The organism is Halomonas huangheensis (genome assembly GCF_001431725.1).
Taxonomy (GTDB): domain Bacteria; phylum Pseudomonadota; class Gammaproteobacteria; order Pseudomonadales; family Halomonadaceae; genus Halomonas; species Halomonas huangheensis.
The window spans coordinates 3340961-3366365 of sequence record NZ_CP013106.1 but is presented as its reverse complement, the minus strand read 5'-3'; the positions used below and the strand labels follow the sequence as shown (position 1 = coordinate 3366365).

Here is a 25405-nt window from a genome sequence, read left to right as displayed (position 1 = left end):
GCCTGAAGAGGGAAGGGAGAGTAAAGGTGGGGCGGGGGCTTCCAAAGGCGTAAAAGGTGACCGGCCGGTAAACCCAGCCCTGTTGCCAGGTAAATCAAGGCATCAGGGCTGGGTCTCGAAGCGATTTAACCTCAGTTTTCCAGTTAACCTATGTCTTTGATGTAAGTCTTTTAGTTAACTGAAGTCCTCCAGAATGTGGGTTGCTGTCTTGAATGCCAGGGCGGCAATAGTCAAGGTGGGGTTACCCGTGGCGACCGTGGGAAACAATCCGCTTCCGCCCATATAGAGGTTGGTGTGATCCCAGGACTGCTGGCGGACGTTGACCACAGAATTCTCTTTCTTGTCACCCATCCGGTAAGTGCCGACGATATGGCCGGCGCCGTAGAAGGTAAATCGGTGTCCCTGGTATTCGAAGTTGGTGGCGGTCTCTTTGGATGGGTCACCACTGAACACCGGAGCCGGTGGTGTCGTGGTGTACTCGCGGGCTCCCATCGCCTGGAATATCTCGGTCGAGACCTTCCTCGCCGATACGAAGCCGTTGCGCTCATAGTCGCTCCTCACCCGGTAGGTGATTTTGGGGCGCGGAAGGCCGAGGTGGTCGGTGAGGGATTCTGACAGCTCCACGCGGTTATCGGGGTCGGGTAACTGCTCGATCAAGTAACCCAGACGGACCTGACGGGTGTAGATCCCATTCAAGGTACTGACGAGCTGGGCACCGAACAACTGGGCATTGTCCGGTAGGTTTGAGTCGAATTTCAGTGGCTGGTTCTGTGCGTTGATTGTGCTGCCGTTGGTCTGGCTGGCGTCTTGACCGAAGACAAAATCTGCCAGGGTAGTGAAAGGGTCATTCGCTGCCCACTGCCAGCCTTCATTACCAATTTCGATGCGGTAGGCCGAACGCGTGCTGCGGAATTTTCCGTCACGCAGCGATTCGACCCCCGAGGTGGAGAGCGGACCGCGATAGGGGAAAACCGGGTCCTTTGCCAGTCCCCAGGCCAGGTACATGATGTGGTCCATCAGATTGCGGCCCACCTGGTCGCTGGAGTTGGCCACACCTTTGGGGAACCCCTTGTTCTTGTTGGACATCAGCAGCAACTTGGGTGTCTCGATGGCGTGAGCAGCAAGGTAGTACTTCTTTCCGACTGCCGTGCCCGAGCCGGTCTGGATACCGCTTTGGGTGTCGTAGGTGATGAAGTCGATACCGCTGACCTCGTGGGTGGTGTCGTCCAGGCGGATATTGCTGGCCACACAGCGGTAGCGGATATCCACATTCCCGGTTTGTAGCGCCTGTGCCAGTGTAACGGTGGCATCGTACTTGGCCTGGATGGGACAGATGGGGATGCAGTTCGTATTACCTGCGCACTGGCGCCGCTTGCCCGGCAGGGAATTGCGTCCCTGGGGCGTGGGCGTGATGGAAACAGCGATATCGTCGACCGTAAGCGACGTCACCGGCGGTACGTTGAAACTATTATCGACCTGAGACGGGTCAATACCGGGCATGGGGTAATCGTACTCCGACCCATATTGACCGTTGGAGGAAACCCCGAACTCGCTGTAGATCTTGTCCATCGCCTGTTTGTCACCTGATACCCCGATGTGTTGAGTCGCCTGTTCGTAGTAGGGCACCAGCGCATCGTAGAACTTTGCACCGCCAGGCCAGTCCACGCCCTGGCCGTAGCGGGTTTTCAATTCGAAGTCGTGGGGGAAAAGACGCAGGCAGGTGCCAAGCCAGTGCCAGGTGGTGCCACCGCCGATGCGTTCGTAGGAGCTGGCGAAGGCGAACTTGGCGTGGGGACTGTCGGGACTCAGGTTGGGCTCCTGCGCCGTGTAATCGAAATAGCATTGCCTGGGATTGCGCCAGGCGCCTATCTGCAACACCGTGTAGCGGGGCGTGTTTTCCTTTGCCGGGTCAGGCAGGCCCAGGGGGTTGTCCTGCGTTGAGGCCGAAGGGTCTTGTGTCGTAGGCGGATAGGGCGATTCAGGAGTCTTGGCGTTGGCCTTGAAGAAGGTCTCCATATAGTCACTACGATCCGCAGGCACTTCCTGACCTGCCTCGAGTATCAGTACTTTCTTGCCCTGGGATCCCAGTTGGTAGGCGACGATCGATCCGGCAACACCGGAGCCAACGATCACCAGATCATAGTTCTGGGTTGTCATGATGCGTTCCTCATCAGTTGCCGGTGTAGTCGCTGAGTGGGATGGGGGCCTTGGCCCAGTAGCCGTAGCGGAAATTGGAATCGCCCATCGGATGCGATTGCATCACCTGCCAGACGAGGCCACAGGTATAGCTCTTGGCGGAGATAATCTCGCTGACGGTGGTTTCCGGAGCTGTTGCCGAGGCGGGGATAATGGTTGGCCAGGCTCCCGAGTACCACATGAAAATCAGCTTGCGGCAGGCGAGAACGAAGTTGGCGCCATTGGCCGGGGCGAGCATTTCTTCGCCGATCTGCTGATCGTTCAGCTTTGGATTGGTCTGGCCATTGAGCTGAGCGAACTTGGCAAGGATGTTTGTTGCCAGCTTGGGGTCTCCGGATTCCTCGGCGATTCTGGTGAAGAAGACCTGCAGATACTCTGACTTGATATCCACAGGGTCCAGAAAAGGCCTGAGAATGTTGGCATTGAATCCGGTCAGGACGGCACTCAGGGCAATGAAGTTGTCCATGTCATTATTGCTGCTCATGGGATAGTTCTCCTCACGTCTGTGTGAACCTCTTACTGGGTTCGTTGCACTCTTTTATTGGGCTGGTGCTTCTTGTCGGACCGCTGAGTTTATTGGGCTCGCTGCAATAAATAGGTGAAATCGGAGGGCTTGCCGGTCGTGTCGCTGGCGTTGTTGTGGCACGCCATACAACTGCTGGACGTCTGCCTGACTTGGCCCTGGATATAGGTTTCCAGGGTGGTGTTGGCGAGGAAGGAGGGAGCAGGTACTCCCGTCGGGTCAGTCTTGCTTTCGGCATTGGTGGGCCACTGGGTACTCACCAGTTCGTAGTTCACCCAGACGGAGTCGGGCTCTGCGGCTGTCAGAGCCCGGTGGTACAGGTCGTTGAGCGCCCTGGTGTCAGCGCTGATGGGAATCACGCGCTCGATCTGCGAGGGTGGGGTATGTGGGTTTGCTGGGTTCCAGGGGCGGGCCGGCGGTTCGTTGACCGGGCAGTCAGTGCAGCTGGCGTTGTAAAAATTGTAGGCACTCAGCTGGGGGGCTTCTCCCTGGGTGGGTACGTTAGCCACGTGCTCGAAAGTGGACCAGACCCACTGGGGCTCCTTTTTGGTTTTATGGGCAATGTGAAAGCCCACCAGTCCGACCTTTTCCAGGCTGCAGTCCGCTGTGACGCCGGGCTGCTCGGCCGGATTGTTGTACACCAGCGCGTAAGACGTGTGGTACTTCGTCTCATCGTAGTTGCCGCCCATCTTGATCCAGGCCGCCTTCAGCATGATGGATCCCACTGTATTCGTCGCGGTAGCGCTCGACGGAAAACCGACCTCGTTGTCCTTGTCGAAGGTCTGCTGTCCAGCTTTCGAATAGAGTTGGTTGTCCCTCACATAGTTGAACATGGCCTCGTTGGTGAGGATTTCGAAACGGGTATATTGGCCGTTCTGGTCGATCAACGGTCCGGTCTCGAACGGCTCCTCGCTTTCATCCAGCACGTCGGGCGTTTTGCCTACCTGGGTCAGGTAGATGGTACCTGGCGGAATGCTGGAAGGATCGACACTCTGGCATGCCTCAGGTACCGAGCTGTTGTCCCCCCAGGCTGGCGGTTGGGCACCACCGGGCAGAAAGATCGAGCGGCTTTCGCGCCAGCCTTGCCAGACAACAGGCCCGCCAGGATCCTGGCCAATCACCATGTTGTTGTTCGGCTGGCCGTCGTCAGTTGCTGGCCAGTTCAGTGCGATGAAGCTTTGCCAGGAGAAGACATCGAAGTCGTGTTGCAGGGATTCGAGCGTGGGAGGGTTCACGGTGGAGGTGACTTCGAGGGGAATGGTCGAACTCAGTTGTGGCAAGGAGTCAGCGGCGGCACCCGCGTGCTCCGCTTGACTTGCCTCCTGCGCTGGCAGGCTGGCGGAAAGGCTACAGGCCGCCAACCCGATCAGCGCAAGTCTTGCGTGGTATCGGTGTTTCAGTGGTGGTTGCGATCTCACCTGTTGATCAAGGGTACCCTGCGGTTCACGGTCTTTATTGTCGGTCCACTGTCCGTGCATTTGACTTTCTCCATTCTCGATTCAGATGAAGCTGTCAGGACATCGGCGTTATGTTTTGATTTCGAACTTGTCTTTTGTATCTATCCGAATCGTCATTGAAATTGCGGCCATTACACGACTGCCCATTTGCTGGGCACCTTGCTGCCAGAAGTCGGTCATGATGTCCGCACCGTTAAGGGGACCGTGGGATAACCTGTTGTTAAAGCAAGTGCCTGTGGTCCCTGCATGCCTCTGATCCAGGTAACATCCATGTTCTGAAATGCTCCCGGGGTGTAACTGCCTGACGACGACCACTTCATGTTGTGTTCAGACGTTGGTCGGCCAGTGCAGTGACAGGAGGGGATGAGGCCATCCGTAGAGCCTGCCTACAGGTTGGATCAACTGCGTAGCACTTGAAGGTTAGGCGTGAAATCAGGGAAAAGGTGTAGGAGATAAGTGACTGCTAGCGTGAGATATCTGCTACAAAGTCTGCATTAAACGCGGGCATTTTTCGTACAGGGCCCAATGGTTATCTCATCTGCGCGATGTTGGAAACGTCGGTGAGGGCGCCCGGTGGGGCAGCGGTTGCTGGACACGCTTTCCCATGACCACGGAACCACGGGCCACGCTTCCAGGTTTATTGATTGCATGTGCACACGAAAACGGGGCCATCAGGCCCCGAATGCTAGTCATGTATACCTATCAGCTAGTTATTCATACCTATCACTGAGCGGCAATAACGGCCATTACCAGGTTGCCGTCGACCTTGACCGGGCCGTCTTCTGTGGCACCGAGGGTGTATTCGAATACGCCGGTCTGTGAGCCGCCTTCTTCACCGTGCAGCATCAGCATCAGGTGATCACCGGGGTTGACGGTCTCTGTCAGGATGGCGGTGACGTCCATGTTCTCGCCGGCTTTGAGTGGGGCGTAGCCAACAACGGCTCCGGGCTTTTGGCTTTCATCGGTGCGATGGACCACCAGCCAGCCGTTGTGTTCAGCAACGATTTTCTCGGCTGACACGGTGCCGCCGGCGACGGACTGGTCATTGGCCCATACGCCCATTTCCGCATCGCCGTACATATCTGCCTGAGCTACGGAAGCTGCGACCAGCAGCGAAGCGGATACTACGGCACCTGCCAAAATCTGCTTCATCATCGTTCTCTCCTTGCTGTTCGAACACGCCCCATCAGAATTGGATTGGTAGTTGATGGGCGTGTCCCAGCTACGAGAGTCGCGGCGCGAAAGTTTCAGCGCACCGCAAATTTTTTTCGATGCATCTACAGGTTCTGCTGATCGGTGGCATACAGCTGGCCGTGGATTGCGGGTCCGGTGGGCTGGCCAGTAGGTGAACCTCCTGCAGGCTCGATACTGATGCCGAAGGTCGCGGCCTTGAGCAATGCCGGGTCATATTGGCTGAGCGCAGCGGTCTCGAGGGTCAGGTTGTCATCCAGTACGCCAACCGAGTGCGGTTTCGGGCCGAGAGAGTCTTCCTTGATCCATAGTTGGTAGGACTTGCCGGACATTGGTTCGGCGGTCACAGCCTTGACGTGTAGCTGCTGGCTATCGAGGTCCAAAGACATCATGAAGGCGGGCTGTTGATCGTCCTGCTGGAATACGGCAATGAAGGGTCGAGGCTCTGGTGTCTGGGTGAGCGGAGACAGCAGTATGGCAATCAGCGCGAGGGCGGCAGCGGATGCTAATCCGGTGCTCCATTGCCAGAGTCTGAGTCGCTTGCGCAGTGCTTCGATTCGCGAATCGACTGCGTCGCTCGCAGTGGAGTCTTGCTTGCTGGGAGTCGCTTCCAGGGCTTCAATACGCTGCTCGATCCTCGCCAGCAGTGACGGGCCGGGCTCGATCTCGCGTACCTCATCGCCGAGCGCCGCCAGGCGCTCCTGCCAGGCCACTATCATGGCATCCAGTTCGGGCTCTTGCTGGCGGCGGTGTGCCACGGTGTCTCGTTCTTGAGCGTCCAGCGTACCCAGCACGTACTCTGCGGCCAGCATGTCGATATCGTCACGATCATTCATGATGCCAGGCACCCCTTGAGTTGCTTGAGCGCGCGGTGGAGCCAGGTCTTGATGGTATTCACCGGCTGGTCAAAGCGGCTGGCCAGGTCGGCTCGAGACCATCCATGCAGATAGGCAAGTCGCACCATGTCACGGCGATTGTCTTCCAACTCGTCGAGGCATTCGTAGAGCTGCTGGGCGTTCTGCTCCTGGCTCAGTTGGTCTCCGGCAGTGGGGGCGCTGGAGGCAATTTCTTCCAATGCCTCGTCATGATCCCTGCGAGCCGTTGGTTGTCGGCGTAGCTCATCGATGGCGCCATTGCGGGCAATGGACACCATCCAGGTGATCGGTGAGGACTTACCGGCATCGAACTGTGACGCCTTCTGCCAGATATTGACGTAAGCCTCCTGCACGACATCGTCCGCCCAACTGGTATTACCCAGGATACGTAACACCGTGCCATAGAGTTTCGCTGAGGTTGCCTGATAGAGCTGTGAGAAGGCATCGCGATCCTTGAGCGCAACCTGTTGCAGCAGGCTGGTGAGGCGCTCGGCAGCAGCGGATGCCGATGGAGCAGAGGCTGGTCGGACAGGCGGAGAAGAAGAACTGGATGGGTCTGACATTCAGGGCTCTCTAATGTTGTGTTCTGGCGCTGAGCGAACAGCCGTCCCGACCATGGTATCGTCGTGTGCCGCGTCTTGAGCTAGCTTGTCCGGGGCTGCTTGGGATTATAGACCGGGTATCCACAATGAATCATTGAATCCGTTAAGGATATTCGGTCAGGCAGGGTGTACCGGTTTTGCGTTACTCTGACACGGCATCCGTTATCACCAGCCAGGTATTCCCCGATGTCCAATCCTTTTGCGCAGTTGCATACCGCCATGAACCAATTTGCCGCCGAGCGGGACTGGGACCAGTTCCACGCGCCCAAGAATCTGGCTATGGCGCTGACCGTGGAGGCGGCGGAGTTGCAGGAGTGCTTCCAGTGGCTGACCGAAGCCCAGTCGCAGCAGTTGGATGAGGAGCAGTTGGCGGCGGTGCGTGACGAGATTGCCGATGTGCAGCTCTATCTGATTCGGCTGGCGGGCAAGCTGAACGTGGATATCGAACAGGCTTGCTGGGACAAGATGCAGAAGAATGCCGCCAGGTATCCCGCTGATCAGGTCCGGGGCAGCTCGCGCAAGTACACCCATTATCAGGAGTGACCGATCTATCGGGAGTCACTAGCTGGGCGAGGCGTTACTCGAGTGCTCGAGTGAAAAGACATGCATAGGCCGGGGGGACAACGATCCCCCCGGCCTTTGTGTATCTGTGTGGTGGGGCTTGCTGGCCCTTCATACTGCGCTGGATGGCAGCGTACTGCTTCGATGACGAACGATACGAGACACAAGGCATATGCCTTGCATATATCCATTATGCTTGATACTTTGCATATGATAAGCATATGCACGAGGTGCGACAGATGCGTACTGTATCCATTTTCAAGAATGGCAAGAACCAGGCTGTCCGTCTGCCAGCAGATATGGCCTATGAAGGCGTTGGGGAGCTGGAAATTTCGCGAGAAGGCGATGTCATCACTCTTCGGCCTGCCCGGCCTTCCTGGCTATCTCTTCCTGAGTTCTCGAAAGCTGATGCTGACTTCCTGGAAGAGCGACCTGTTGTTGTCAGTGATGAAGGCAGGTTCAATCCATGACCTGCTATATGCTCGATACCTGTATTTGTTCCTTCATCATGCGGGAGCATCCTATTGCGGTGATTCAGCGGTTGGCTGATGAGGCTGAGCAGGGCAGCCGGATTGTTGTCTCGGCCATTACTTATGCCGAGATGCGTTACGGCCAGATAGGCAAAAAGGCCTCTACCAAGCACAAGGTACTAGTGGACGAGTTTGTGAGACGACTTGATGCTGTGCTGGCATGGGACCAGAGGGCGGTGGACGCGACGGTAGAGGTCATGCGCGAGCTACGTATTGCTGGCACTCCCATTGGGCCCAATGATACGGCGATAGCGGGTCATGCAATCTCTGCTGGTTGTACGCTGGTAACCAATAACGTGCGTGAATTTGGTCGCGTTCCGAGCCTTGTATACGAAGACTGGTGCTCTTGATGGAAAAGCACGATCCAGGACGTTAGCGGAGCAAGACGTTCCTCGAGAGCAGACATGCAAAGGCCGGGGAGATCGGCGGTCTCTCCGGCCTTTGTGTAGCTGATCGTTAGATCCCGGCCCACCATTCATAGCCACGATCCTCCCAGTAGCCGCCCTTGCCGCCTTGGATATTGCGGAAGCTGTCGACCACTTCGACGCGCATGACGTACTTGGCGTGTTTGTAGCCTAGCTGGCGTTCGGCACGCAGACGAATCGGTGCGCCGTTGGCCACCGGTAGCGCTTCGCCATTGAGGTCGTAGGCAAGGATGGTCTGCGGGTGGTAGCTCTCGATCATATCGAGGCTCTCGTAGTAGAGGTCTGAGCGGCCGTATGTGTGGTCAGCACAATGGAAGACCACGAAGCGGGCGTTGTCGTGAGGTTCCGCCTGATCGAGCAGGTCGCCTAGTACTACGCCGCTCCATTCGCCGATGCAGCTCCAGCCTTCCACACAGTCGTGGCGGGTAATCTGTGTGCGTGATGGTAGTTCTCGCAGTTGGGCGAGGGACAGGTTCAAGGGACGGTTGACGAGACCATCCACGCGTAGCTGCCAGTCGGCGAAGCCGTTTTCCACCATGCGTAGGTATTCGGGTTCCTGGGGATTGGTGGTGCCGTTGGCGCGAAACACCGGGGCGATCTCGCTACGGTCGAACTCCTGGGCCAACGATTGATGAGAGGCGACCAATCGCTGCGCGTTGCGGGTCAGCTTCTCTACCGAACCGAGCGCATCGCGGACAGTTTGATTGCGGGAGAAACTGTCATCACAACCCGACAGCAGGGTTCCCGCGCCCAGGGCTCCCAGCCCGGCCAGCAGCTTGCGGCGGCCACGATTCACGGGGCGTGAAGTATCATCATTCATCGCGTTGGTTGGCCTCATCCGATACGTTGATGCGGTAGGTTCCTGTCACCATCGAGCGCAGGTTGTTGAACAATCCCGTAGCCACAACCAGTCCGACATGGATCACCACGAACAGCACAATGGCGACGGCGCCGATGAAGTGAATGGTGCGTGCACTTTGTCGACCGCCGAACATTTCGGGCAGCCAGGGCCAGGCGGCATCCATGGTCGGAGACATGGCCAGGCCGCTGAGTACCAGCATCGGTAATAGCCCGAATAGTACGCCGATATAGGTGAGCTTCTGGATCACGTTGTAGTCGGACACGTGATGGAAGCGGAAACGCGCGTGATCGATAAACGTCTGCTTGATCTGACGCCACTGGTGGCTGCGGGGAAATATCTGCCGCCTTCTGTTGCGTCGGACCAGACTGTAGAGCAGGTAGACGACCAGCGAGGTTCCAAATATCCACGCGGCAAAAAAGTGCCAGTTGCGGCCCATCGCCAGCCATTGGCTACTGGGCAAGGTGGCCCAGGCCGGGAATCCTCGCTGCCGATAGTCATCCCCCTGTCTCGACCAGCCCAGAACACCGGTGGTATCGAAGCGGTAATCAGAAATCTGCAGATACCCCTGAGCTTCGCCCTCTGCCGTTCGCCGAGCGCCGATGGCGAGTACCGTATTCTCTGATAGCGATTGATCGCCCCAGTAGAGCGTGGGGTGCGCATTGAATATCTGCAGACCACTCATCAGCAGGATGATCAGCGCGGCAAGATTGATCCAGTGCCAGGCACGCGTCCCGGAGCTGTGGCGCTTGATCAGTCTGGTGTTTCCGCCCTCCGGTGATGGTGAGCCTGGTGTGGGCTCGTTCTCGGTGGAGGTGTTGGCGGAGGAAGTCATGATGCTGGCCTCTCTGATCTGTCTTCGCGGATAAGCGCGGCCCGGTCATGACCGCGCCCTCAACGTTACCAGGGCAAGGGCGTCATTAACGCCCTTGTCCAGAGCCTTGCTCATTGACTCTACGTTCTGACCTCAGGATGCGCCTTCCATGGAGTCGTCCTCCATCATGCTGTCATGATCCATGTCTTCGCCCATGGAGTCGTCTTCCATCATGCTGTCATGATCCATGTCTTCACCCATGGAGTCGCCTTCCATCATGCTGTCGTGGTCCATGTCTTCACCCATGGAGTCACCTTCCATCATGTCGCCATGATCCATATCACCGCCCATGGCGTCCTGATGCATTTCGTCGCCACTCATGGCGTCTTCGGCCATCTTGTCGTCAGCTTGAGCGATAGTGGCAGTAGCGGCCACCAGGCCACCCGCGAGAAGAGAAGTGGTCAGTGCTTTCAGCAGGGTTGATGTCATCTTGGTCATGGTTCTGCTCCAATAGCCTGAAATGAAGTTTCAGCCGGCCGCTGATTCGTGTTGCGGTAACAGCTCTGTTGAACATTAGGTAGAGAGGTGCTCCGAATCATCACGAAATAATAACGTTGTGACATGTTTCAGCATGTAATGCAGCGCAGTGCAGCCCAGGGCACACTGAAGCCCTCATGCTTCAAGGGTTGAACACAGCCCGGGGTTGAGCACAGCCCGGGGTTGAACACAGCTCGAGGTTGAACACAGCCCGAGGTTGAACAGAAACAGAGAGTCACGGGGCCAGGGATCAGCCACTCAAGGACCAACAGGATATGAGTTCAATACTGTGCGTTGAGGACGCGGAGGATATCGGTCACTTACTGACCGAAATTCTGGGCAGCGCTGGCCACTGCGTCGATTGGGTCGGCGATGGCGAAACTGCGCTCGAGCGTTGGCAGGACGCCTCTCTCATTATATTGGATCTGACGCTGCCCGATATTGACGGGCTCGAGATATGCCGGCAGATCCGCGCCAGGGACAGCCTTGTGCCTCTGATCATGTTGACCGCTCGGGCTGCCACGCGCGATGTGGTGGAAGGTTTCGAGCTGGGCGCGGATGACTACATCACCAAGCCCTTCGATGCCGATATTCTACTGGCGCGGGTTCAGGCGCTGTTGCGACGTCATGCCAAGCAGGGGCCAGAGCGGGATGAGGCTCCCGTACATGTGGGGGACCTGGAGATCGATATTGCCAATCACCGCGCGATGCTCAAGGGGCAATTGTTGTCACTGACGGCACGTGAATTCGCGTTGCTTGTCCATTTTGCTCGCCACCCCGGCCGTGGCTTCTCGCGAGGGGATCTGCTGGATGCGGTCTGGGGGGCGGAGTTTGATGGCTTCGATCATACCGTCAACACCCATATCAATCGGCTGCGCGGCAAGATCGAGTCAGACCCGAAGCACCCTCGCTATATTCTCACCGTCTGGGGCGTTGGTTACCGCTTTACCGACGAAGCCGAGGCGCCATGAGGAGGCTCTCGATGCCGCGCGTATTTCGCAGCCTGTATGCCCGGATTGCACTGATCTATCTGACCAGTCTGGTGATCATGTCGTTGTCTGCCGCATGGATGGCAGTGACGCAGTTCGACCAGTTGGGCCGTGAGTGGCTGCAGCGTAGCCAGCTCGACCTGGCACATCAGCTTGCCACCGTCATGCAGGAGCCGTTGAGTCACGGTGCCAATAGTCCTCAGGCACAGGCGGCTGCGGAGCGCATTCTGAATATCAATCCCACGGTCACTCTCTACAGCGTGGATCACGATGGGAAGGTGATGGCGGCATATTCGACCGGTGGTTGTGGGGAAGGGACGATCATCAGGACCGAGCCGATTCGTCAGATCCTGTCGGATATGCCGATGCTGCCAGTGTATGCGTCTATGCCGTGCGCAGGTGGCGAGAATGTCTTCTCTGCTGCAAACGTCACTTTCGGGGCGGATCAGCAGCCGGGCTACCTGCTGGTGTCGCTGGAGGCCAATGCTCAGCTATCGATGGTGGGTATGTGGCAGACCAGTAGCATCATGCGCTCGTTGCTGTTCGCCGGAGTCGGCGCATTGGTGCTTTCTGCTGGGGCGGGGCTGCTGCTGTTTGCCTTGATGACGCGGCGCTTCTCGCAACTGACGCATGCCGTGCAGCGCTTTGCTCAGGGGGATTACAGCAAGCGCATTCCCACCAGGATCGATGATGAAATCGGTCAGGCCGGGCGCGCCTTCAATGATATGGCGGCGACCATCGAGGCCCAACTCGAGGCGCTGCGGGTCAACGATAGCCAGCGGCGGGAGCTGATCGCCAATCTCTCGCATGATTTTCGCACACCGCTGACCTCGGTACAGGGCTATGCCCAGCAGCTCCGCCAGGCGCCGGACCTGACCGATGCGCGATCCAGGAAGATGGTGGAGTCGATCCTGTCCAATGTCGATCGACTGGCACGTCTGGCCAACCAGTTGTCACAGCTGTCTCGCGTCGATGTCTCGGATCGTCCGCTGGCGGTTGAAGACTTTTCCCTGACCGAGCTTGCCTACGATATCGTCGGCAAGTTTCAGCCTCATGCCGATGCCTCGGGTGTGGCGCTGAGCGTCGACAGCAGCATCGGACTGCAGCAGGTTACGGCGGATCTGGAGCTGATCGATCGCGCCATTACCAACCTGGTCGATAACGCCCTGTCCGCTACTGGTGAGGGCGGTTCGGTGACGATCGAGTTGCATGGCAAGGGAGCCGGGGTAGAGGTGAGTGTTGTTGATACCGGCGTCGGGCTTTCAGCTGAGGAAGTGACTCTGGTGGTACAACGTTTCTACCGGACCGAGGGCAGCCGTTCACGTGGTGAAGGTTCCGGGCTTGGGTTGTCGATCGTGACCGAGATATTGGCTCGACATCAGTCGCGTCTCGAGTTGGCTAGCCGGCCGGGACAAGGTACCTGTGCGAGATTCCTGCTGAAAACTCAGCCTGACCTGCAATAGCTGAAGCTATCCCGGCGTGAAGTTCTGATTGCCCGGGGTTCACGGATGCCGGTGAGTAGCGCAAGATAGCAGGCTACCAATAAGTACGATTTCAGGACTTGCTAATGCCGATCTTCGAGCGTCTCAACCGTTTGTTCCCCGTCTGGGCGATTCTCTTCGCGCTCTGTGCCGCCTGGCAACCAGAGTGGTTTACCGGGCTGGCCGCCCAGATTCAGTTGTTGCTGGCGATCATCATGTTTGCCATGGGCCTGACGCTATCACGCCATGATTTTCTCGGGGTGATACGCGCGCCGCTGCCGATTGTGGTCGGTCTGATTCTGCAGTTCTCGATCATGCCACTGGCGGCTTTGCTGGTGTCGTGGTTGCTGGGACTGTCTCCCGAGCTGACCACCGGTATGGTGCTGGTAGGCGCGACTGCCGGGGGCACCGCGTCCAATGTGATGACCTGGCTGGCGGGTGGCAATGTGGCGCTGTCGGTCTCCATGACACTCGTGTCGACGCTGGTATCGGTAGCAGCGACGCCGTTGCTGACGTGGGCTCTGGTCGGCCAGAGTGTCGAAGTTCCGGTGTGGGGCATGTTCCTGAGCATCGCCAAGCTGGTGATCGCGCCGATCGCGCTGGGCGTGGTGATCCATCACTTCCTCGGCAAGCAGATCAAGAATGTCGAGCCAGCATTGGCGACACTGGCGATGGCCGCGATTGTGCTGATTATTGCCATTGTGGTCGGGCTCAATGCTGGTCGCCTGGCCACACTCGGCCCGATGGTGGCGCTGGCAGTGATCCTGCATAACGCCATTGGTCTGGCAGGGGGATACAACGTCGGTCGTCTGCTGGGCTTCGACAAGCGCACCTCGCGGACGATTGCCATCGAAGTCGGCATGCAGAACTCGGGGCTGGCGGTGTCTCTGGCCAGCCAGTTCTTCACTGCGACCTCGGCATTGCCTGGTGCACTGTTCTCCGTGTGGCACAACGTTTCCGGCTCGTTACTGGCCGGTTACTGGAAGCGTCGCGCAGTCGACGACGAGTCCCTCGATACGGATCCCGCCAGGTCTTGAACCGACGCAGTTTCTGACAATGCCAGAAGGCCGAGCACATGCCAGTGCTCGGCCTTTCTCGTTCTGAAAACAGGCCTGTCTCTCACCCTGGTTGTCGGTGCCATCACTGTGCTGGTCACTCCCGGGGTGTTTCCTTTCTGAGCCAGTCAGGTATCGTCGAGAGCCTATCGCACAGGGAAGGGAGATAGATGGTCCAGCACGCCAGCCTCAGGAATTCGCGCCAGACGCCTATCCGGGATAAATGGTACTTCCCATCATTGGCGGGTCTCTGCCTGGGCGGCCTGCTATGTGCTCTGACATTCATGCCGTCACTGGTCCCCCGGCCATGGCTGTATCAAGCCATTCTAAGCGGACTGTCCTTTGCCCTTGGCTACTGGCTGGGATCGACCATGAGCTGGCTGTGGCGGTTCATGGAGCTGCCAGTGATTCGTGATCGATGGCGACCGGCGATTCTCGGCATACTGTTGGCTACCTTGCTGACACATCTGGCCTATCACCTCTGGTACGCGGCGGACTGGCAGAACTCCACTCGGCAACTGATGGGCATGCCAGCGGTGGAAGGCATCTATTATGTGCGGATTCTACTGATCGCGAGCGCTGTCGCAGCCTCGTTGTTGTTGCTGGTTGCTGGCTTGATATGGGCGCTACGTACCGCGGCAGCGGTGCCAAGGCGCTATATTCATCGACGCATAGCGTCGGTAATTGGTGTGGCAGCGTTCCTTGTGCTGTTGATCAATGTAGTCAATGGCACTCTGGTGAGTTATGCCATCACCGCGCTCGATCAGGTTCAGGCAGCAGTGGATATCAGTGACCCCCCCGGTGTTAGTCCACCCACGCGTTCAACTCGCTCGGGAAGCCCGGATTCGCTGGTTGGCTGGGATGGTCTCGGCCAGGCCGGCAAGCGCTATGTGGGGGAGGGGCCTCGTGCGCAAGATATTGCCGCCTTCACCGGACAGGCAGCCATGGAACCCATTCGCGCCTATGTGGGGTTGAGAGCTGCCGATGACACGGAGACTCAGGCTCGGCTTGCACTGCAGGAGCTGCGGCGCATGGGGGCCTTTTCACGGGAACTGCTGGTTATCGCAACGCCCACTGGAACTGGGTGGCTGGAGAATGATGCGCTGGCGCCGCTGGAATACATGTTCGAAGGCGATACGGCGATTGTCGGCGTGCAGTACTCCTATCTGCCCAGCCCCTTTTCGCTGATTCTCGAACCTGGACGGGCCCAGCAGTCGGCTTCGATCGTCTTCAATGTGATCTACGACTATTGGAAAAGCCTGCCGGTGTCCGAACGCCCTCGGTTGTATCTGTTCGGCTTGAGCCTGGGGTCGCTGGGTTCGGAAACATCGGCACCGATGTATGCCTTCATCAACCCGCCCATTCAGGGCGCGATATGGGCTGGACCGACCTTCCGCAACCCGCTGTGGAGCAGAATTCAAGCCAACCCCCATGCTGACTCGCCGGCCTGGCAGCCGGAGTTCGAGGATGGCTCGCTGATCCGGGTCATTGGTCCTCAGGAGGATGGCGAGGAGCTGCACCGAGGGTGGGGACCGGTGCGTATCGTCTATATCGTCAACCCATCGGATGCGATCTCGTTCTTCGATGAACGCATGTGGCTGCGAGAACCCAACTGGATGAAACCGCCGAGAGGCCCGGATGTTTCCCCACTGTTCGAATGGGTACCCGTCATCAGTTTCTTCGAGGTCATGATGGATATGCTGACGGCCGGCAATGTCCCGCCGGGCCACGGACATAATTACTCGGCACGCGAGTATACCCAGGCATGGCAGGCCGTGGCGGATCCTGCGGATTGGTCGACAGCAGACACCGATCGGCTGGTACGCTTCATGCCGACTTCTGATGAGTGAATGGTGATACCTATTTCAGTAGGGGAGGCGTGAGGCGAGGTAGATGCTGTTCGAGCAGCATGGCCGCGTGCATGACGTTCATATCCTCGTAACGTGGGCCGACCAGGTGTAGTCCGACTGGCAGCCCTCCAGAATCCAGGCCGCAGGGCAGCGATGCGGAGGGTTGCTGGGTGAGGTTGAAGGGGTAGCTGAACGGGGTCCAGTCCATCCAGTCGCGATAGGGACCGCCTGGTGGCACATTGTGACCGGCGGCAAAGGGAGCAAGGGGCATGGTGGGGGTAATCAGCAGGTCGTACTTTTCATGGAAGGTCTGCATCTGTGCCACCAGCCGCTCTCGTTCTCTCCGTGCGGCTAGGTACTGGGACAGCGAAATTTCCTGTCCGCGGCGGGCGATATCGAGAAAGCCGGGATCCAGTTGGTCCAACTGATGATCCTCCAGCGCTTCCACCACCTGAGTGGCTCCCGCAAACCATAGTGTATTGAAGGTCTGAAGGGGGCTGTCAAAGCCGGGGTCCACTTCCTCGACGACGGCCCCCAACTGTTTGACCAGGGCAATGGCTTCCTCGACTCGGGCGGCGATATCGGGGGCAACATCGACGTAACCCAAGGTAGGGCTGTAGGCGATACGCCAACCCTTGAGAGTCTGCGGCGCTGGTTCCAACCAGTTCACGCTGCGTGGGTTGCCCTGGTAGCCATCACGGCTGTCCGGTTGAGCCATGACACTCATCATCAGCGCGCTATCCGCTGCCGTGCGGGTCATCGGACCAAGGTGGGAGAGTGTAGACATGGCACTGGCGGGCCATTGTGGTATCCAGCCAAAGGTCGGTTTGATGCCGAAGGTACCAGTGAAGCTACAGGGAATGCGTATCGAGCCGCCGGCATCGCTACCCTGGTGCAGCACACCGAGGTTCAGGGCTGCCGCTGCCGCTGCACCTCCCGATGAACCGCCCGGCGTCAATTGTGTGTTCCAGGGGTTGCGGGTAATACCGTGCAGGGGATTGTCGGTAACGCCTTTCCAGCCGAATTCCGGTGAGGTCGTCATGCCAAGAATCACCGCTCCGGCGGCCTTGAGGTGGCGGGCGACGGGCGCATCCTGGTTCCATGGCCCTGTGTCGGAGGTCGTTGCCGAGCCCTTGCGCGTAGGCATTCCGCTGTTCAAGGTAAGATCCTTGAGCGTGGTCGGCACGCCATCCAGCGGTCCGCATGGTCGCCCTGCCTGCCATCTGGCCTCGGATTCGCTGGCCGCCTGCATGGCAGTCTCCGGCGCCAGGTGAGAAAACGCGTTGACGTGGGGGTTATCGCGCTCGATACGCTGCAGGCAATCTCGGGTCAGTTCGACCGGAGACAGCTCACCACACTGGAACATATCCAGCGCATCCAGGGCTGTGACGTCCTTGAGATCAGCTTTCGGCATCATCATTTCTCCTGCGCATCGGCAAGGCCTGCCTGCTCCAGTATGGAGTAAAGCAGCACGTTGCAGCCGGCGTGCAGGTCCTCGGCCGTAGCGTTCTCACTTTCGTTGTGACTGATGCCATTCTCGCAGGGTACGAAGATCATGCCCGCAGGGGCAATGCGGCCCATGAAGATAGCGTCATGCCCTGCGCCACTGACGATATCGAGGTGCGAGATACCGAGATGCTCGGCGGAAGCTCGTACCGCGTTCACACAGCTGTCGGCAAAGTGCTCGGGCGCGAAGTCCGCTGCCGGAGTGAGCTCTGCTGTCAGTCCGTGACGTTGGCTGCTGTCCTCGATGGCCTGGCGTAGCTCGCTGCTCATTCGGGCCAGGATGTCGGCATCGAAGTGCCGTAGATCGATGGTCATCTTTACCTCGCCGGGGATCACATTGCGCGAGCCGGGATGTAACTGCATGGCTCCCACGGTACCGCGACCATGTGGCTGATAGCGCAGGGCAATGGCATTGATGGCCTGAGTGACCTCGGCGGCGCCGAGCATGGCATCCTTGCGCAACGCCATTGGGGTCGGTCCGGCGTGGGATTCCCGACCGGTCAATGTCAGGTCGAACCACTTCTGACCCAGCGCGCCGACCACGACACCGATGGTGGTGGCTTGGTCCTCGAGGATCGGTCCCTGCTCGATATGGCACTCGAAATAGGCCTTGATGTTATTGCGTTCCAACTCATCACTGCCACGGTAGCCAATCGCATCCAGTGCGCTGGATACGGAGATACCTTCGGCATCGGTCTGATGCAGCATCTCATGCTCGGATAGCTGCCCCGTGAACACCCCAGAGCCCATCATGCACGGTGGGAAGCGGCATCCTTCCTCGTTGGTCCAGGCCACTACCTCGACAGCGGATTGAGTCTGAATGTCGTGTTGGTTCAGGGTACGAATGACTTCGAGACCGGCCATCACGCCATAGCAGCCGTCGTATTTGCCGCCGGTGGGCTGAGTGTCGAGATGGCTGCCGGTCATGACCACTGGTGTGGAGGGTGTTGCTCCCATGCGGCGGGCGAAGATATTGCCGATGGAGTCCACACGGATGCTGCACCCTTCGGCGCGGCACCAGGCGATGAACAGGTCGCGTGCCTGGCGATCGAGATCGGTCAACGCCTGGCGATTGACGCCTCCTTTAGGTGTGGCGCCCAGCTTGGCCAGTTCCATCAGTGATTGCCAGAGGCGCTCGCTGTCTGTGGAAAGTTCCAGTTTCGGGGGCGTCTGAAGGGTTGTCATTGTTGGTCCTCGTAGCGGGTGAATTGTTGGATCAGGGGGAGCGCTAGCGCTGCAGCATCTGCATCAGCGGCGAGTCCTCCGACACCTGAGCCAGGGTATCGGGAGCGATCAGCATCTGGCCGGCCATCTCGGCTTCCAATGCCGACATATGGCCTTCTGCATCACGCATGTGTTCTGCCATCAACTGGCTTACACGCTCGCTGTCCTCGGCACGAAAGGCGTCCACCAGTTGACGGTGATAATTGTGGTTGGCCTCATCGAACTGCTTGCGCTCCGGGATATAGGCTTTCTTGACCACCACCAGGTCGCGAAGCATGTCGTTGAGGAAACGGCACATGAATGCCAGCAGCGGGTTGGGGCAGGCGCGAGCCAGGCAGTTGTGAAACTCGAGCTCGAGAAAGCGTTGACGACGATGGTCTTCGTCATTCGGCTGGATGCACTCACAGCTGTGAATATTGGCTTCCAGGGTAGCGAAATCCTCTTCGCTGAGACGGCCGATAACAGATACCGCCATTTCGACCTCAAGCAGTCGGCGCAACTGATATACCTGTTGGCCGTCGAGTGAGCGGAAGTGGAGGAAGTTCCGCAGCATGCGACTGGCGGGCTCCATGTTCGGTGTGTGCAGAATGGCACCACCGCCGGGGCCGGTCTTGAGCGTGATCAGGCCTTCGACCTCGAGAATCTTCAGAGCCTCTCGCACGGTACCCTTGGCACAACCGTACAGCTCCATCAGCGTGCGCTCATTGGGCAGGCGGTCGCCTTCCACCATTCCCTCGGTGGCGATCCAGCGCTTGATGTCATCACTGATCAATTCAGCGAGTTTCTGACGGCGCCGTGGAGAAGGCGTCTGGACCATATGTTGCTCCTTGAGGATGGGGCCCGAGTGTCGGGCCCCGAGTCGCGGGTTACTTTTCGAGAGTTACTTTTGAGAGTTATCTGTCGAGAGTTATCTGTCGAGAGTTACTGTGCCTGGCTGGTGCGACGGAAAGTACTCGACTCGCCATCACATTGCTCAGGATGGTACTCCGCGGTGTAGTCCGCGCGTGCATCGGCAAACCGATCCACCACGTCCTGGTCGTGCCGTTTCAGGGCGAGGCTGAGGACGACAAATAGACCGGAGTTGAGGATCAAGCCCCAGATGCCGGCATGTAGTCCCAGTGGGTTGCTGACGCTGGCGCCGTAGGTCAGCCACAGCACACAGGCGGTACCGCCGATCAACCCCCAGAAGGCGGCCATGGGATGAGCACGGCGCCAGGTGATGGCACCGATGGTCGGCACGATCAATTGAGCGGTGCCCGCGAGAGCAGCAATACCGATCGTAACCAGCAACCCCGGTACCGTAAGCGCCAGGATATAGGCAGCCAACGAGAAGCCGACCAGCGACAGCCGCCCAACGAGGACAATGCGTGACTGACTGGCATCGCGGTTCACATAGCGCTGATAGATATCCATCGTCACCACTGTCGAGACGGCATGGATCTGGGAGTTGGCGGTCGACATCGCGGCGGCGGCACCTGCTGCCATGATCAGTGATGCCAGCAGGTAAGGGGCGTAGTTCATCAGCATTACCGGCAGCACCTGATCGGCATTTTCCAGACTCGGTTCGAGCAGCACGCCGGTGTAGCCGGTCAGTACTGAACCAAAGTAGGCAAAGGCAGCGAGCCCAAGCAGGAAGGGCATGAGGTTGAATAACCGACCGCTCTTGACCGAGTACATACGCAACCATATCTGCGGCCCCATGAAGGCGCCGATGGCGACGATCATGAACAGCGAGAACCACATGCCGTATCCCATGTTGCCGTTGGGGCCAGGCATGGTCAGGTGCTGTGGCGATGTCGAAGCCAGCCGAGCAAACAGCTCAGTAGGCCCGCCAACATGGCTGGAGATGTAGTACCCCGCGAACATCATGCCGAAGAACAGTAGCGCGCCGTAGATGACATCGGTCCAGGCAATGGCTCGAATGCCTCCGACCCAGACGTAGACGATGATGATGAAGTAGAACAGCAATGCCGCCAGCCAGAAGGGGACGACACCACCCGAGGCGACCTCGATGAGATAGGCGCCACCGGTGAGCTGAATCTGCAGGTAGGGAACGGTGAATACCAGGGTGATGACGGCAACCAGTACCCGCAGGGCTTCACTGTTGTAGAAGTCGCCCAGCAGGTCGGATGGCGTCAGATAGTTGAAGCGTTTGCCCAGATACCAGACGCGCTTGCCGATCCAGTAGTACATGAAGCCGAACAGCAGATTCCAGGCCAGCGCGGTCAGATACACCGGGCCACTGGTGTAGAAGGTGGCATTGGAACCAAGAAAAGCGAAGGCACTCCACCAGGTGGCAGCCACCGTGAAGAACACGGCAACACTGCCCATGGCTCGACCCTGTACAAAGAAATCCTCACTGGTGCCCTGGGACTGCCGTGAGGAGACCAGCCCGACAATCAACGGGATGATCATGAAGGCGGCGATTATCAGAATACTTCCGGTCATGGTTGGTCTCCTCAGTCGTCGCGCCGTGAGCGGGACACGGACTTACTGCCCCAGTTGGTGAGATAGGCCACCAGAAACAGGACCGTGAGGAAGGCCCACCAGACCAGGTTCCAGACGAACAGGAAGGGGACCCCCATGATCATGGGCTCCACCTGGTTGGCGACGAGGATCAGCGGGCTTTCCAGCATGATGAAGCCGAGTAGCAGGCCTCCGTAGATAACCAGCTTTCGGGTAGTGAAGGTCTTGCGCATCGTAGATTCTCCCTTGTTTTTATTGAGTGCTTTGATTTGGTGGGGCGGGGCACTTCCCGATAACGGCTGCCATCGGGCGAGAACAGACTGGCAATGCTTCATTTGTTGTATTTATACGAATAAATATATCAATAGGAGTTCAAGAGCAGCCTGTCAAGGCAAGATTGTCAGAGCATGGCAAGGATGATGGCGCTGGTTCGACCTGGCGTTCGTCAGGCTTGACCCCAGTAGGGGGCGTGAAGCGGAGCGTGCGCTCCCATGTGAGCACCAGTGGAAGGCGCTTGGGATGCGTGGATTTTAAAAAAACAGACTAGACGGTTTTTTTATAAGGCGTTATGTTGAGACATCAAAACGGTTGACTCAATACAACAAGACCGCCGGTGAAATGCCCATGAAATGGCAGCAACAGAAAAGCCAGGCCACTCGCGAGAAGATTCTGCGAGCCTCTCTGATCTGTCTGGAACGTGATGGTTTCCATAATCTCAGCCTCGCCAGAGTGGCGAGCGAAGCCGATGTTTCCAAGGGCGCGCTGACCCACCACTTCTCCAACAAGGATGAGCTGATCACTCTGGCCATGGAGGTATTGTTGGCCGAGTTCGTCGAGACGCTACAGGTCGCGGTGAACGATGTGCATGCCGGTCGCATGAGTGTCGATGACTGCCTCGATGAAATCTGGCGAATCATGAGTGGCCAGCTGTACATGGTGACGCTGGAAATCGTCTTGAAGGCGCGTCACGAAGCAGAGTTCAAGTCTGCGTTGGTACCGCTGGTACGGCACTTTCATATCCGACTGAATGACATCTGGCAGCAGCTCTTTCCTGAGCTGGCGCCTGAACGTGCTCAGGCCTTGATGAACCTGACCATGAATCTGCTGCGCGGCATGGGGACACAAAGCGTCTTCCGTGAAGACCGCTCCTACTTCAACGAACTCCTCACGACATGGAAGGAAATTCTCGCGCAGCAGCTGGCGCGCTGAAGCGGCTATCGAGTCGATACCACCCCCACAACACAGCTGTCATCACACATCTTGAATCACACAACACAGCACAACCATTGCCAATAACTACAACCTCCAGGGGAGGCATGTCCGATGTATGCAACAGTACTCTTGCTCTATATGGTGTTGATGGTCCTTGCAGGAATCTACTTTTCGAAACGCAAGGTCCGTAATGACACCGACTTTCTGGTGGCGGGACGTTCATTGCCCTTCTTCGTCCTGACCGGAACTCTGCTGGCGACCTTTGTCGGCTCGGGATCGGTGATCGGCGGGGCCAGCTTTGTGTTCCAGAATGGCCCTGGCGCGGCGGTATTCTTCTTCGCCGGGACGCCACTCGGGGCGATGGCGATGTATCTGTTCCTTGCCAAACGTATTCGTGAGTCCGAGGCAACCACCATCCCTGAGTTGATCGAGCGGCGCTATGGTCGCCATGCACGTACTGTGGCCTCGATTATCATCCTGCTGGCCTATATCGGCATCGTTTCCTATCAGTTCATTGGCGGTGGCTACGCACTGCACCTGGCCTTCGACATTCCTGCATGGCAGGGCACACTGATTTCCGCGGTGATCATCACCATACTGGCTACGTTGGGTGGGCTGGTATCAGTGGCTTACACTGATTTCATCAGTGCCCTGATCATCTTCGTCAGCATGGCGATAGGTGTGCCGCTGGTACTCAGCCAACTGGGTGGGCTATCTGCGATGTATACCGCCTTGCCGACTGAGCAACAGAGTTGGACTGGTGGTCTCAGCCTGTGGCAGGCGATAGGCTTCTTCCTGCCGCTGTTTCTGTTGCTGCTGGGAGATCAGAATCTGTTCCAGCGCTTTGCTGCAGCGACTGACGGTCGTACGGCGAAACGCTCAGCCATGGGCTTCCTGGTAAGCGGCGTGATCAGCATTACCATGATCGTGATCCTGGTCTGCAGCGCACGCGTGATGTTCCCGGATATCAATCCGGATACTGCCATGTTGGTAATGGCCGAGCAGGGGCTGCCTGGCCTCCTCGGTGCGTTCCTGCTGTCGTCGGTGGTCGCGCTGATTCTGACCACTGGTAACTCTTATCTGCTGTCGGCATCGGCGAACCTGACTCAAGACATCGTTGGCGGTTTGTTCGGCGCGAAGATCCCCGAAAACAAACGTCTGGGCTTCAACCGTATCAGTGTTGCCGGGCTTGGCGTTGGCGCCTATGTACTTGGTGCCTTCTTCCCCAGCGTGCTGGCGATTCAGATGTATTCCTACGGTATGTATGGCGCAGCGATTACCCCCGCATTGCTGGCGGCGTTGTTGTGGAAGCGTGCCACGGCCTGGGGCGGATTGGCCGGGATGCTGACCGGCTGCATCGTCACTCTGATCTGGGAGATCGCCCTGGGCAAACCTCTGGGCTGGAACAGCGTGCTGGTAGCGATGCCCCTGGCGACATTGATGCTGGTCGTCGTCAGCCTGCTGAGTCCGTCAAGCAATCAGCGTGCTGAGGCGTCACAGTAATTCCGGAGCAATCGTCTTCAGACACAACCGCAAAAAGGAGTCTGCAATGTTGATCATCAATAATTGCCGTGTGTTCGATGGTGTCAACGATACCGTCAAGGATGACCAGAGCGTGATGGTCGAGGATGGCAGGATCCACGCTGTGGCCAGTGGGCGGGAGAGTGCTGCGTCCGCCGAGGTCATTGATGCGAAGGGGGCGACGCTGACCCCAGGGCTGATCGACGCACATGTTCATGTTCTCGCCGCCCATGCCAGTTTGCGTCAGGTCGACTTGATGGCACCGTCTTATGTGGCGCAGTTTGCCCATCACTCGCTGCGCGCCATGTTACGTCGTGGCTTTACCAGCGTGCGGGATGCTGCGGGCGCAGACTATGGGCTTGCCCAGGCGATTGAGGAAGGGCTGATCGATGGGCCGCGACTGTTCTATTGCGGCAAGGCGTTGAGCCAGACTGGTGGCCATGGTGACTGGACGCCTTTCGAGGGTGGCTGTATATGCGGCTGTGGCGCATCGACCAGCATCTCGCGCATCGCAGACGGGGTCGAGAATGTCCAGCATGCGGCCCGTGATGAACTGCGCCGAGGCGCTCACCATATCAAGATCATGGCTGGGGGCGGGGTAGCATCACCGTCGGATCCAATCGATGTCCTGCAGTACACCGAGGCCGAGATTCGCGCCATCGTCTGGGAGGCCAATGCCTGGGGCAAGTACTGCCTGGCGCATGCCTATATCCCTGAGGCGATCTCGCGTTGCCTGGAATACGGGGTACGTTCCATCGAACATGCCAACCTGATAGACCGTGAGAGCTGTGAGCTGGCCAGGCAGAAGGACGCCTTTATCGTGCCGACGGTGAGCACCTACGAAGCTCTGGCAAAGCATGGTCGCGAGATGGGGCTGCCGGAAGTCAGTTGCGCCAAGGTCGAGGATGTTCGCCAACAAGGCCTTGATGCGCTGGAGTTGCTGCGCGACACCGGTGTTCAGGTCGGGCTTGGCAGCGATCTTCTCGGTGATATGCAGCGTTACCAGATGCGTGAGTTCGCCCTGCGTGGTGAGGCGTTCACGCCGGTTGAGGTGCTCCGGCAGGCAACATCGGTCAATGCACGTTTGCTTGATCGGGAAGGAAGCCTGGGGGTGATCCAGCCGGGCGCTCTGGCCGATCTGGCCTTGTGGGATGGTTGTCCGGATGAGGACCTGGGGGTGCTGGAATATCCCGAGAAGACCCTGAAAGCGGTGATCAAGGGCGGACGCCAGATTACGCTCTAGAGTCTGTACCACCGATACATTTCCTACCTCGCAAGAATCTTCCTTTCGGAAAACCTGCCGGAGGAAGCCGGAATTTCAGATGAAGCATACATCTGTAGCCGGTTTCTCCGGCAGCTTCGCTCCATCGGTCAGTACTCGTGCCAATGAGGCTGGTTTGCTGTCCCTCATAGGCTTTGGCCATCGATTTTCATCACACTCGTCCAGTGGGTGTGAATCACCTACCAATCAGTGATTTTCTGCAGCTCTGTGCCCTGCAATAGATGCATGTGTATTGCCTGATACTGATCC

24 protein-coding genes are annotated in these 25405 nt (G+C 58.2%); 10 read left to right on the top strand and 14 right to left on the bottom strand.

Annotated features, from left to right (window positions below; genetic code table 11):
- Nucleotides 1–174: 174 nt before the first annotated feature.
- From AR456_RS14575 to AR456_RS14550, 6 genes are all read right to left on the bottom strand, one after another.
- The gene (locus AR456_RS14575; protein ID WP_021818623.1) at nucleotides 175–2157 is read right to left on the bottom strand and encodes a GMC family oxidoreductase; all 1983 of its coding nucleotides are present in this window, start codon (nucleotides 2155–2157) and stop codon (nucleotides 175–177) included.
- A gap of 13 nt (nucleotides 2158–2170) precedes the next feature.
- Nucleotides 2171–2680 carry a hypothetical protein gene (locus tag AR456_RS14570; protein ID WP_021818624.1) on the bottom strand — a complete coding sequence of 170 codons (510 nt, stop codon included), beginning with the start codon at nucleotides 2678–2680 and terminating at the stop codon, nucleotides 2171–2173.
- An 89-nt stretch (nucleotides 2681–2769) separates the two neighbouring features.
- Nucleotides 2770–4197, bottom strand: a complete 1428-nt coding sequence (locus AR456_RS14565; RefSeq protein WP_021818625.1) for a hypothetical protein — start codon at nucleotides 4195–4197, stop codon at nucleotides 2770–2772.
- A gap of 702 nt (nucleotides 4198–4899) precedes the next feature.
- Nucleotides 4900–5331 carry a DUF7282 domain-containing protein gene (locus tag AR456_RS14560; protein ID WP_021818627.1) on the bottom strand — a complete coding sequence of 144 codons (432 nt, stop codon included), beginning with the start codon at nucleotides 5329–5331 and terminating at the stop codon, nucleotides 4900–4902.
- A 122-nt stretch (nucleotides 5332–5453) separates the two neighbouring features.
- Nucleotides 5454–6203 (bottom strand): anti-sigma factor, encoded by a 750-nt coding sequence (locus tag AR456_RS14555; protein ID WP_021818628.1) that lies wholly within the window; start codon nucleotides 6201–6203, stop codon nucleotides 5454–5456.
- Nucleotides 6200–6805, bottom strand: coding sequence for a sigma-70 family RNA polymerase sigma factor (locus AR456_RS14550; protein WP_021818629.1), 606 nt, complete (start codon nucleotides 6803–6805; stop codon nucleotides 6200–6202). Before AR456_RS14550 ends, AR456_RS14555 begins: the two co-directional genes overlap by 4 nt.
- Nucleotides 6806–7030: 225 nt before the next feature.
- Here AR456_RS14550 and AR456_RS14545 point away from each other — a divergent pair, with 225 nt between their 5' ends.
- From AR456_RS14545 to AR456_RS14535, 3 genes are all read left to right on the top strand, one after another.
- The gene (locus tag AR456_RS14545; RefSeq protein WP_021818630.1) at nucleotides 7031–7387 is read left to right on the top strand and encodes a nucleotide pyrophosphohydrolase; all 357 of its coding nucleotides are present in this window, start codon (nucleotides 7031–7033) and stop codon (nucleotides 7385–7387) included.
- A 257-nt stretch (nucleotides 7388–7644) separates the two neighbouring features.
- Nucleotides 7645–7875 carry a type II toxin-antitoxin system VapB family antitoxin gene (gene vapB / locus AR456_RS14540; protein WP_031207572.1) on the top strand — a complete coding sequence of 77 codons (231 nt, stop codon included), beginning with the start codon at nucleotides 7645–7647 and terminating at the stop codon, nucleotides 7873–7875.
- Nucleotides 7876–7883: 8 nt separating this feature from the next.
- Nucleotides 7884–8285, top strand: a complete 402-nt coding sequence (locus AR456_RS14535; RefSeq protein ID WP_236995512.1) for a type II toxin-antitoxin system VapC family toxin — start codon at nucleotides 7884–7886, stop codon at nucleotides 8283–8285.
- A 106-nt stretch (nucleotides 8286–8391) separates the two neighbouring features.
- Here AR456_RS14535 and AR456_RS14530 read toward each other — a convergent pair whose 3' ends face one another.
- From AR456_RS14530 to AR456_RS14520, 3 genes are all read right to left on the bottom strand, one after another.
- Nucleotides 8392–9180, bottom strand: a complete 789-nt coding sequence (locus AR456_RS14530) for a molybdopterin-binding protein (RefSeq protein WP_021818633.1) — start codon at nucleotides 9178–9180, stop codon at nucleotides 8392–8394.
- Nucleotides 9173–10054: a cytochrome b/b6 domain-containing protein gene (locus tag AR456_RS14525; protein ID WP_021818634.1), complete on the bottom strand. Its 882-nt coding sequence runs from the start codon at nucleotides 10052–10054 to the stop codon at nucleotides 9173–9175. The genes AR456_RS14530 and AR456_RS14525 overlap by 8 nt, the downstream gene beginning before the upstream one ends.
- A 132-nt stretch (nucleotides 10055–10186) precedes the next feature.
- On the bottom strand, nucleotides 10187–10531 hold the full coding sequence (locus tag AR456_RS14520; protein ID WP_021818635.1) for a hypothetical protein: 345 nt from the start codon (nucleotides 10529–10531) through the stop codon (nucleotides 10187–10189).
- A gap of 314 nt (nucleotides 10532–10845) precedes the next feature.
- On the opposite strand from AR456_RS14520, the gene AR456_RS14515 reads away from it, so the two are divergent.
- The 4 genes from AR456_RS14515 (at nucleotide 10846) to AR456_RS14500 (ending at nucleotide 15945) form a co-directional block, all read left to right on the top strand.
- Nucleotides 10846–11541, top strand: a complete 696-nt coding sequence (locus tag AR456_RS14515; protein ID WP_021818636.1) for a response regulator transcription factor — start codon at nucleotides 10846–10848, stop codon at nucleotides 11539–11541.
- A gap of 11 nt (nucleotides 11542–11552) precedes the next feature.
- On the top strand, nucleotides 11553–13022 hold the full coding sequence (locus AR456_RS14510; RefSeq protein ID WP_021818637.1) for a sensor histidine kinase: 1470 nt from the start codon (nucleotides 11553–11555) through the stop codon (nucleotides 13020–13022).
- A 104-nt stretch (nucleotides 13023–13126) separates the two neighbouring features.
- Entirely contained in the window at nucleotides 13127–14077 is a 951-nt protein-coding gene (locus AR456_RS14505) for a bile acid:sodium symporter family protein (protein WP_021818638.1), read from the top strand.
- 302 nt (nucleotides 14078–14379) lie between these two features.
- Nucleotides 14380–15945: an alpha/beta hydrolase gene (locus AR456_RS14500; RefSeq protein ID WP_162148478.1), complete on the top strand. Its 1566-nt coding sequence runs from the start codon at nucleotides 14380–14382 to the stop codon at nucleotides 15943–15945.
- Nucleotides 15946–15955: 10 nt separating this feature from the next.
- Here AR456_RS14500 and AR456_RS14495 read toward each other — a convergent pair whose 3' ends face one another.
- The 5 genes from AR456_RS14495 to AR456_RS14475 all read right to left on the bottom strand — a co-directional run bounded on the left by AR456_RS14495 (nucleotide 15956) and on the right by AR456_RS14475 (nucleotide 21374).
- Nucleotides 15956–17365 (bottom strand): amidase, encoded by a 1410-nt coding sequence (locus tag AR456_RS14495; protein WP_202903936.1) that lies wholly within the window; start codon nucleotides 17363–17365, stop codon nucleotides 15956–15958.
- Nucleotides 17362–18636: a Zn-dependent hydrolase gene (locus AR456_RS14490; RefSeq protein ID WP_021818641.1), complete on the bottom strand. Its 1275-nt coding sequence runs from the start codon at nucleotides 18634–18636 to the stop codon at nucleotides 17362–17364. Before AR456_RS14490 ends, AR456_RS14495 begins: the two co-directional genes overlap by 4 nt.
- 43 nt (nucleotides 18637–18679) lie before the next feature.
- On the bottom strand, nucleotides 18680–19492 hold the full coding sequence (locus AR456_RS14485) for a FadR/GntR family transcriptional regulator (RefSeq protein WP_021818642.1): 813 nt from the start codon (nucleotides 19490–19492) through the stop codon (nucleotides 18680–18682).
- A gap of 104 nt (nucleotides 19493–19596) precedes the next feature.
- Nucleotides 19597–21123, bottom strand: a complete 1527-nt coding sequence (locus AR456_RS14480; protein ID WP_021818643.1) for a sodium:solute symporter family protein — start codon at nucleotides 21121–21123, stop codon at nucleotides 19597–19599.
- Between the two features lie 11 nt (nucleotides 21124–21134).
- Nucleotides 21135–21374: a hypothetical protein gene (locus AR456_RS14475; protein WP_021818644.1), complete on the bottom strand. Its 240-nt coding sequence runs from the start codon at nucleotides 21372–21374 to the stop codon at nucleotides 21135–21137.
- A 391-nt stretch (nucleotides 21375–21765) separates the two neighbouring features.
- On the opposite strand from AR456_RS14475, the gene AR456_RS14470 reads away from it, so the two are divergent.
- The 3 genes from AR456_RS14470 (at nucleotide 21766) to AR456_RS14460 (ending at nucleotide 25117) form a co-directional block, all read left to right on the top strand.
- Nucleotides 21766–22350, top strand: a complete 585-nt coding sequence (locus tag AR456_RS14470; RefSeq protein ID WP_021818645.1) for a TetR/AcrR family transcriptional regulator — start codon at nucleotides 21766–21768, stop codon at nucleotides 22348–22350.
- A gap of 114 nt (nucleotides 22351–22464) precedes the next feature.
- A complete protein-coding gene (locus tag AR456_RS14465) occupies nucleotides 22465–23856 on the top strand; it encodes a sodium:solute symporter family protein (RefSeq protein ID WP_021818646.1) in 1392 nt (463 codons plus the stop codon).
- A 46-nt stretch (nucleotides 23857–23902) separates the two neighbouring features.
- A complete protein-coding gene (locus tag AR456_RS14460; protein WP_021818647.1) occupies nucleotides 23903–25117 on the top strand; it encodes a metal-dependent hydrolase family protein in 1215 nt (404 codons plus the stop codon).
- The last annotated feature ends 288 nt before the right edge of the window (nucleotides 25118–25405 follow it).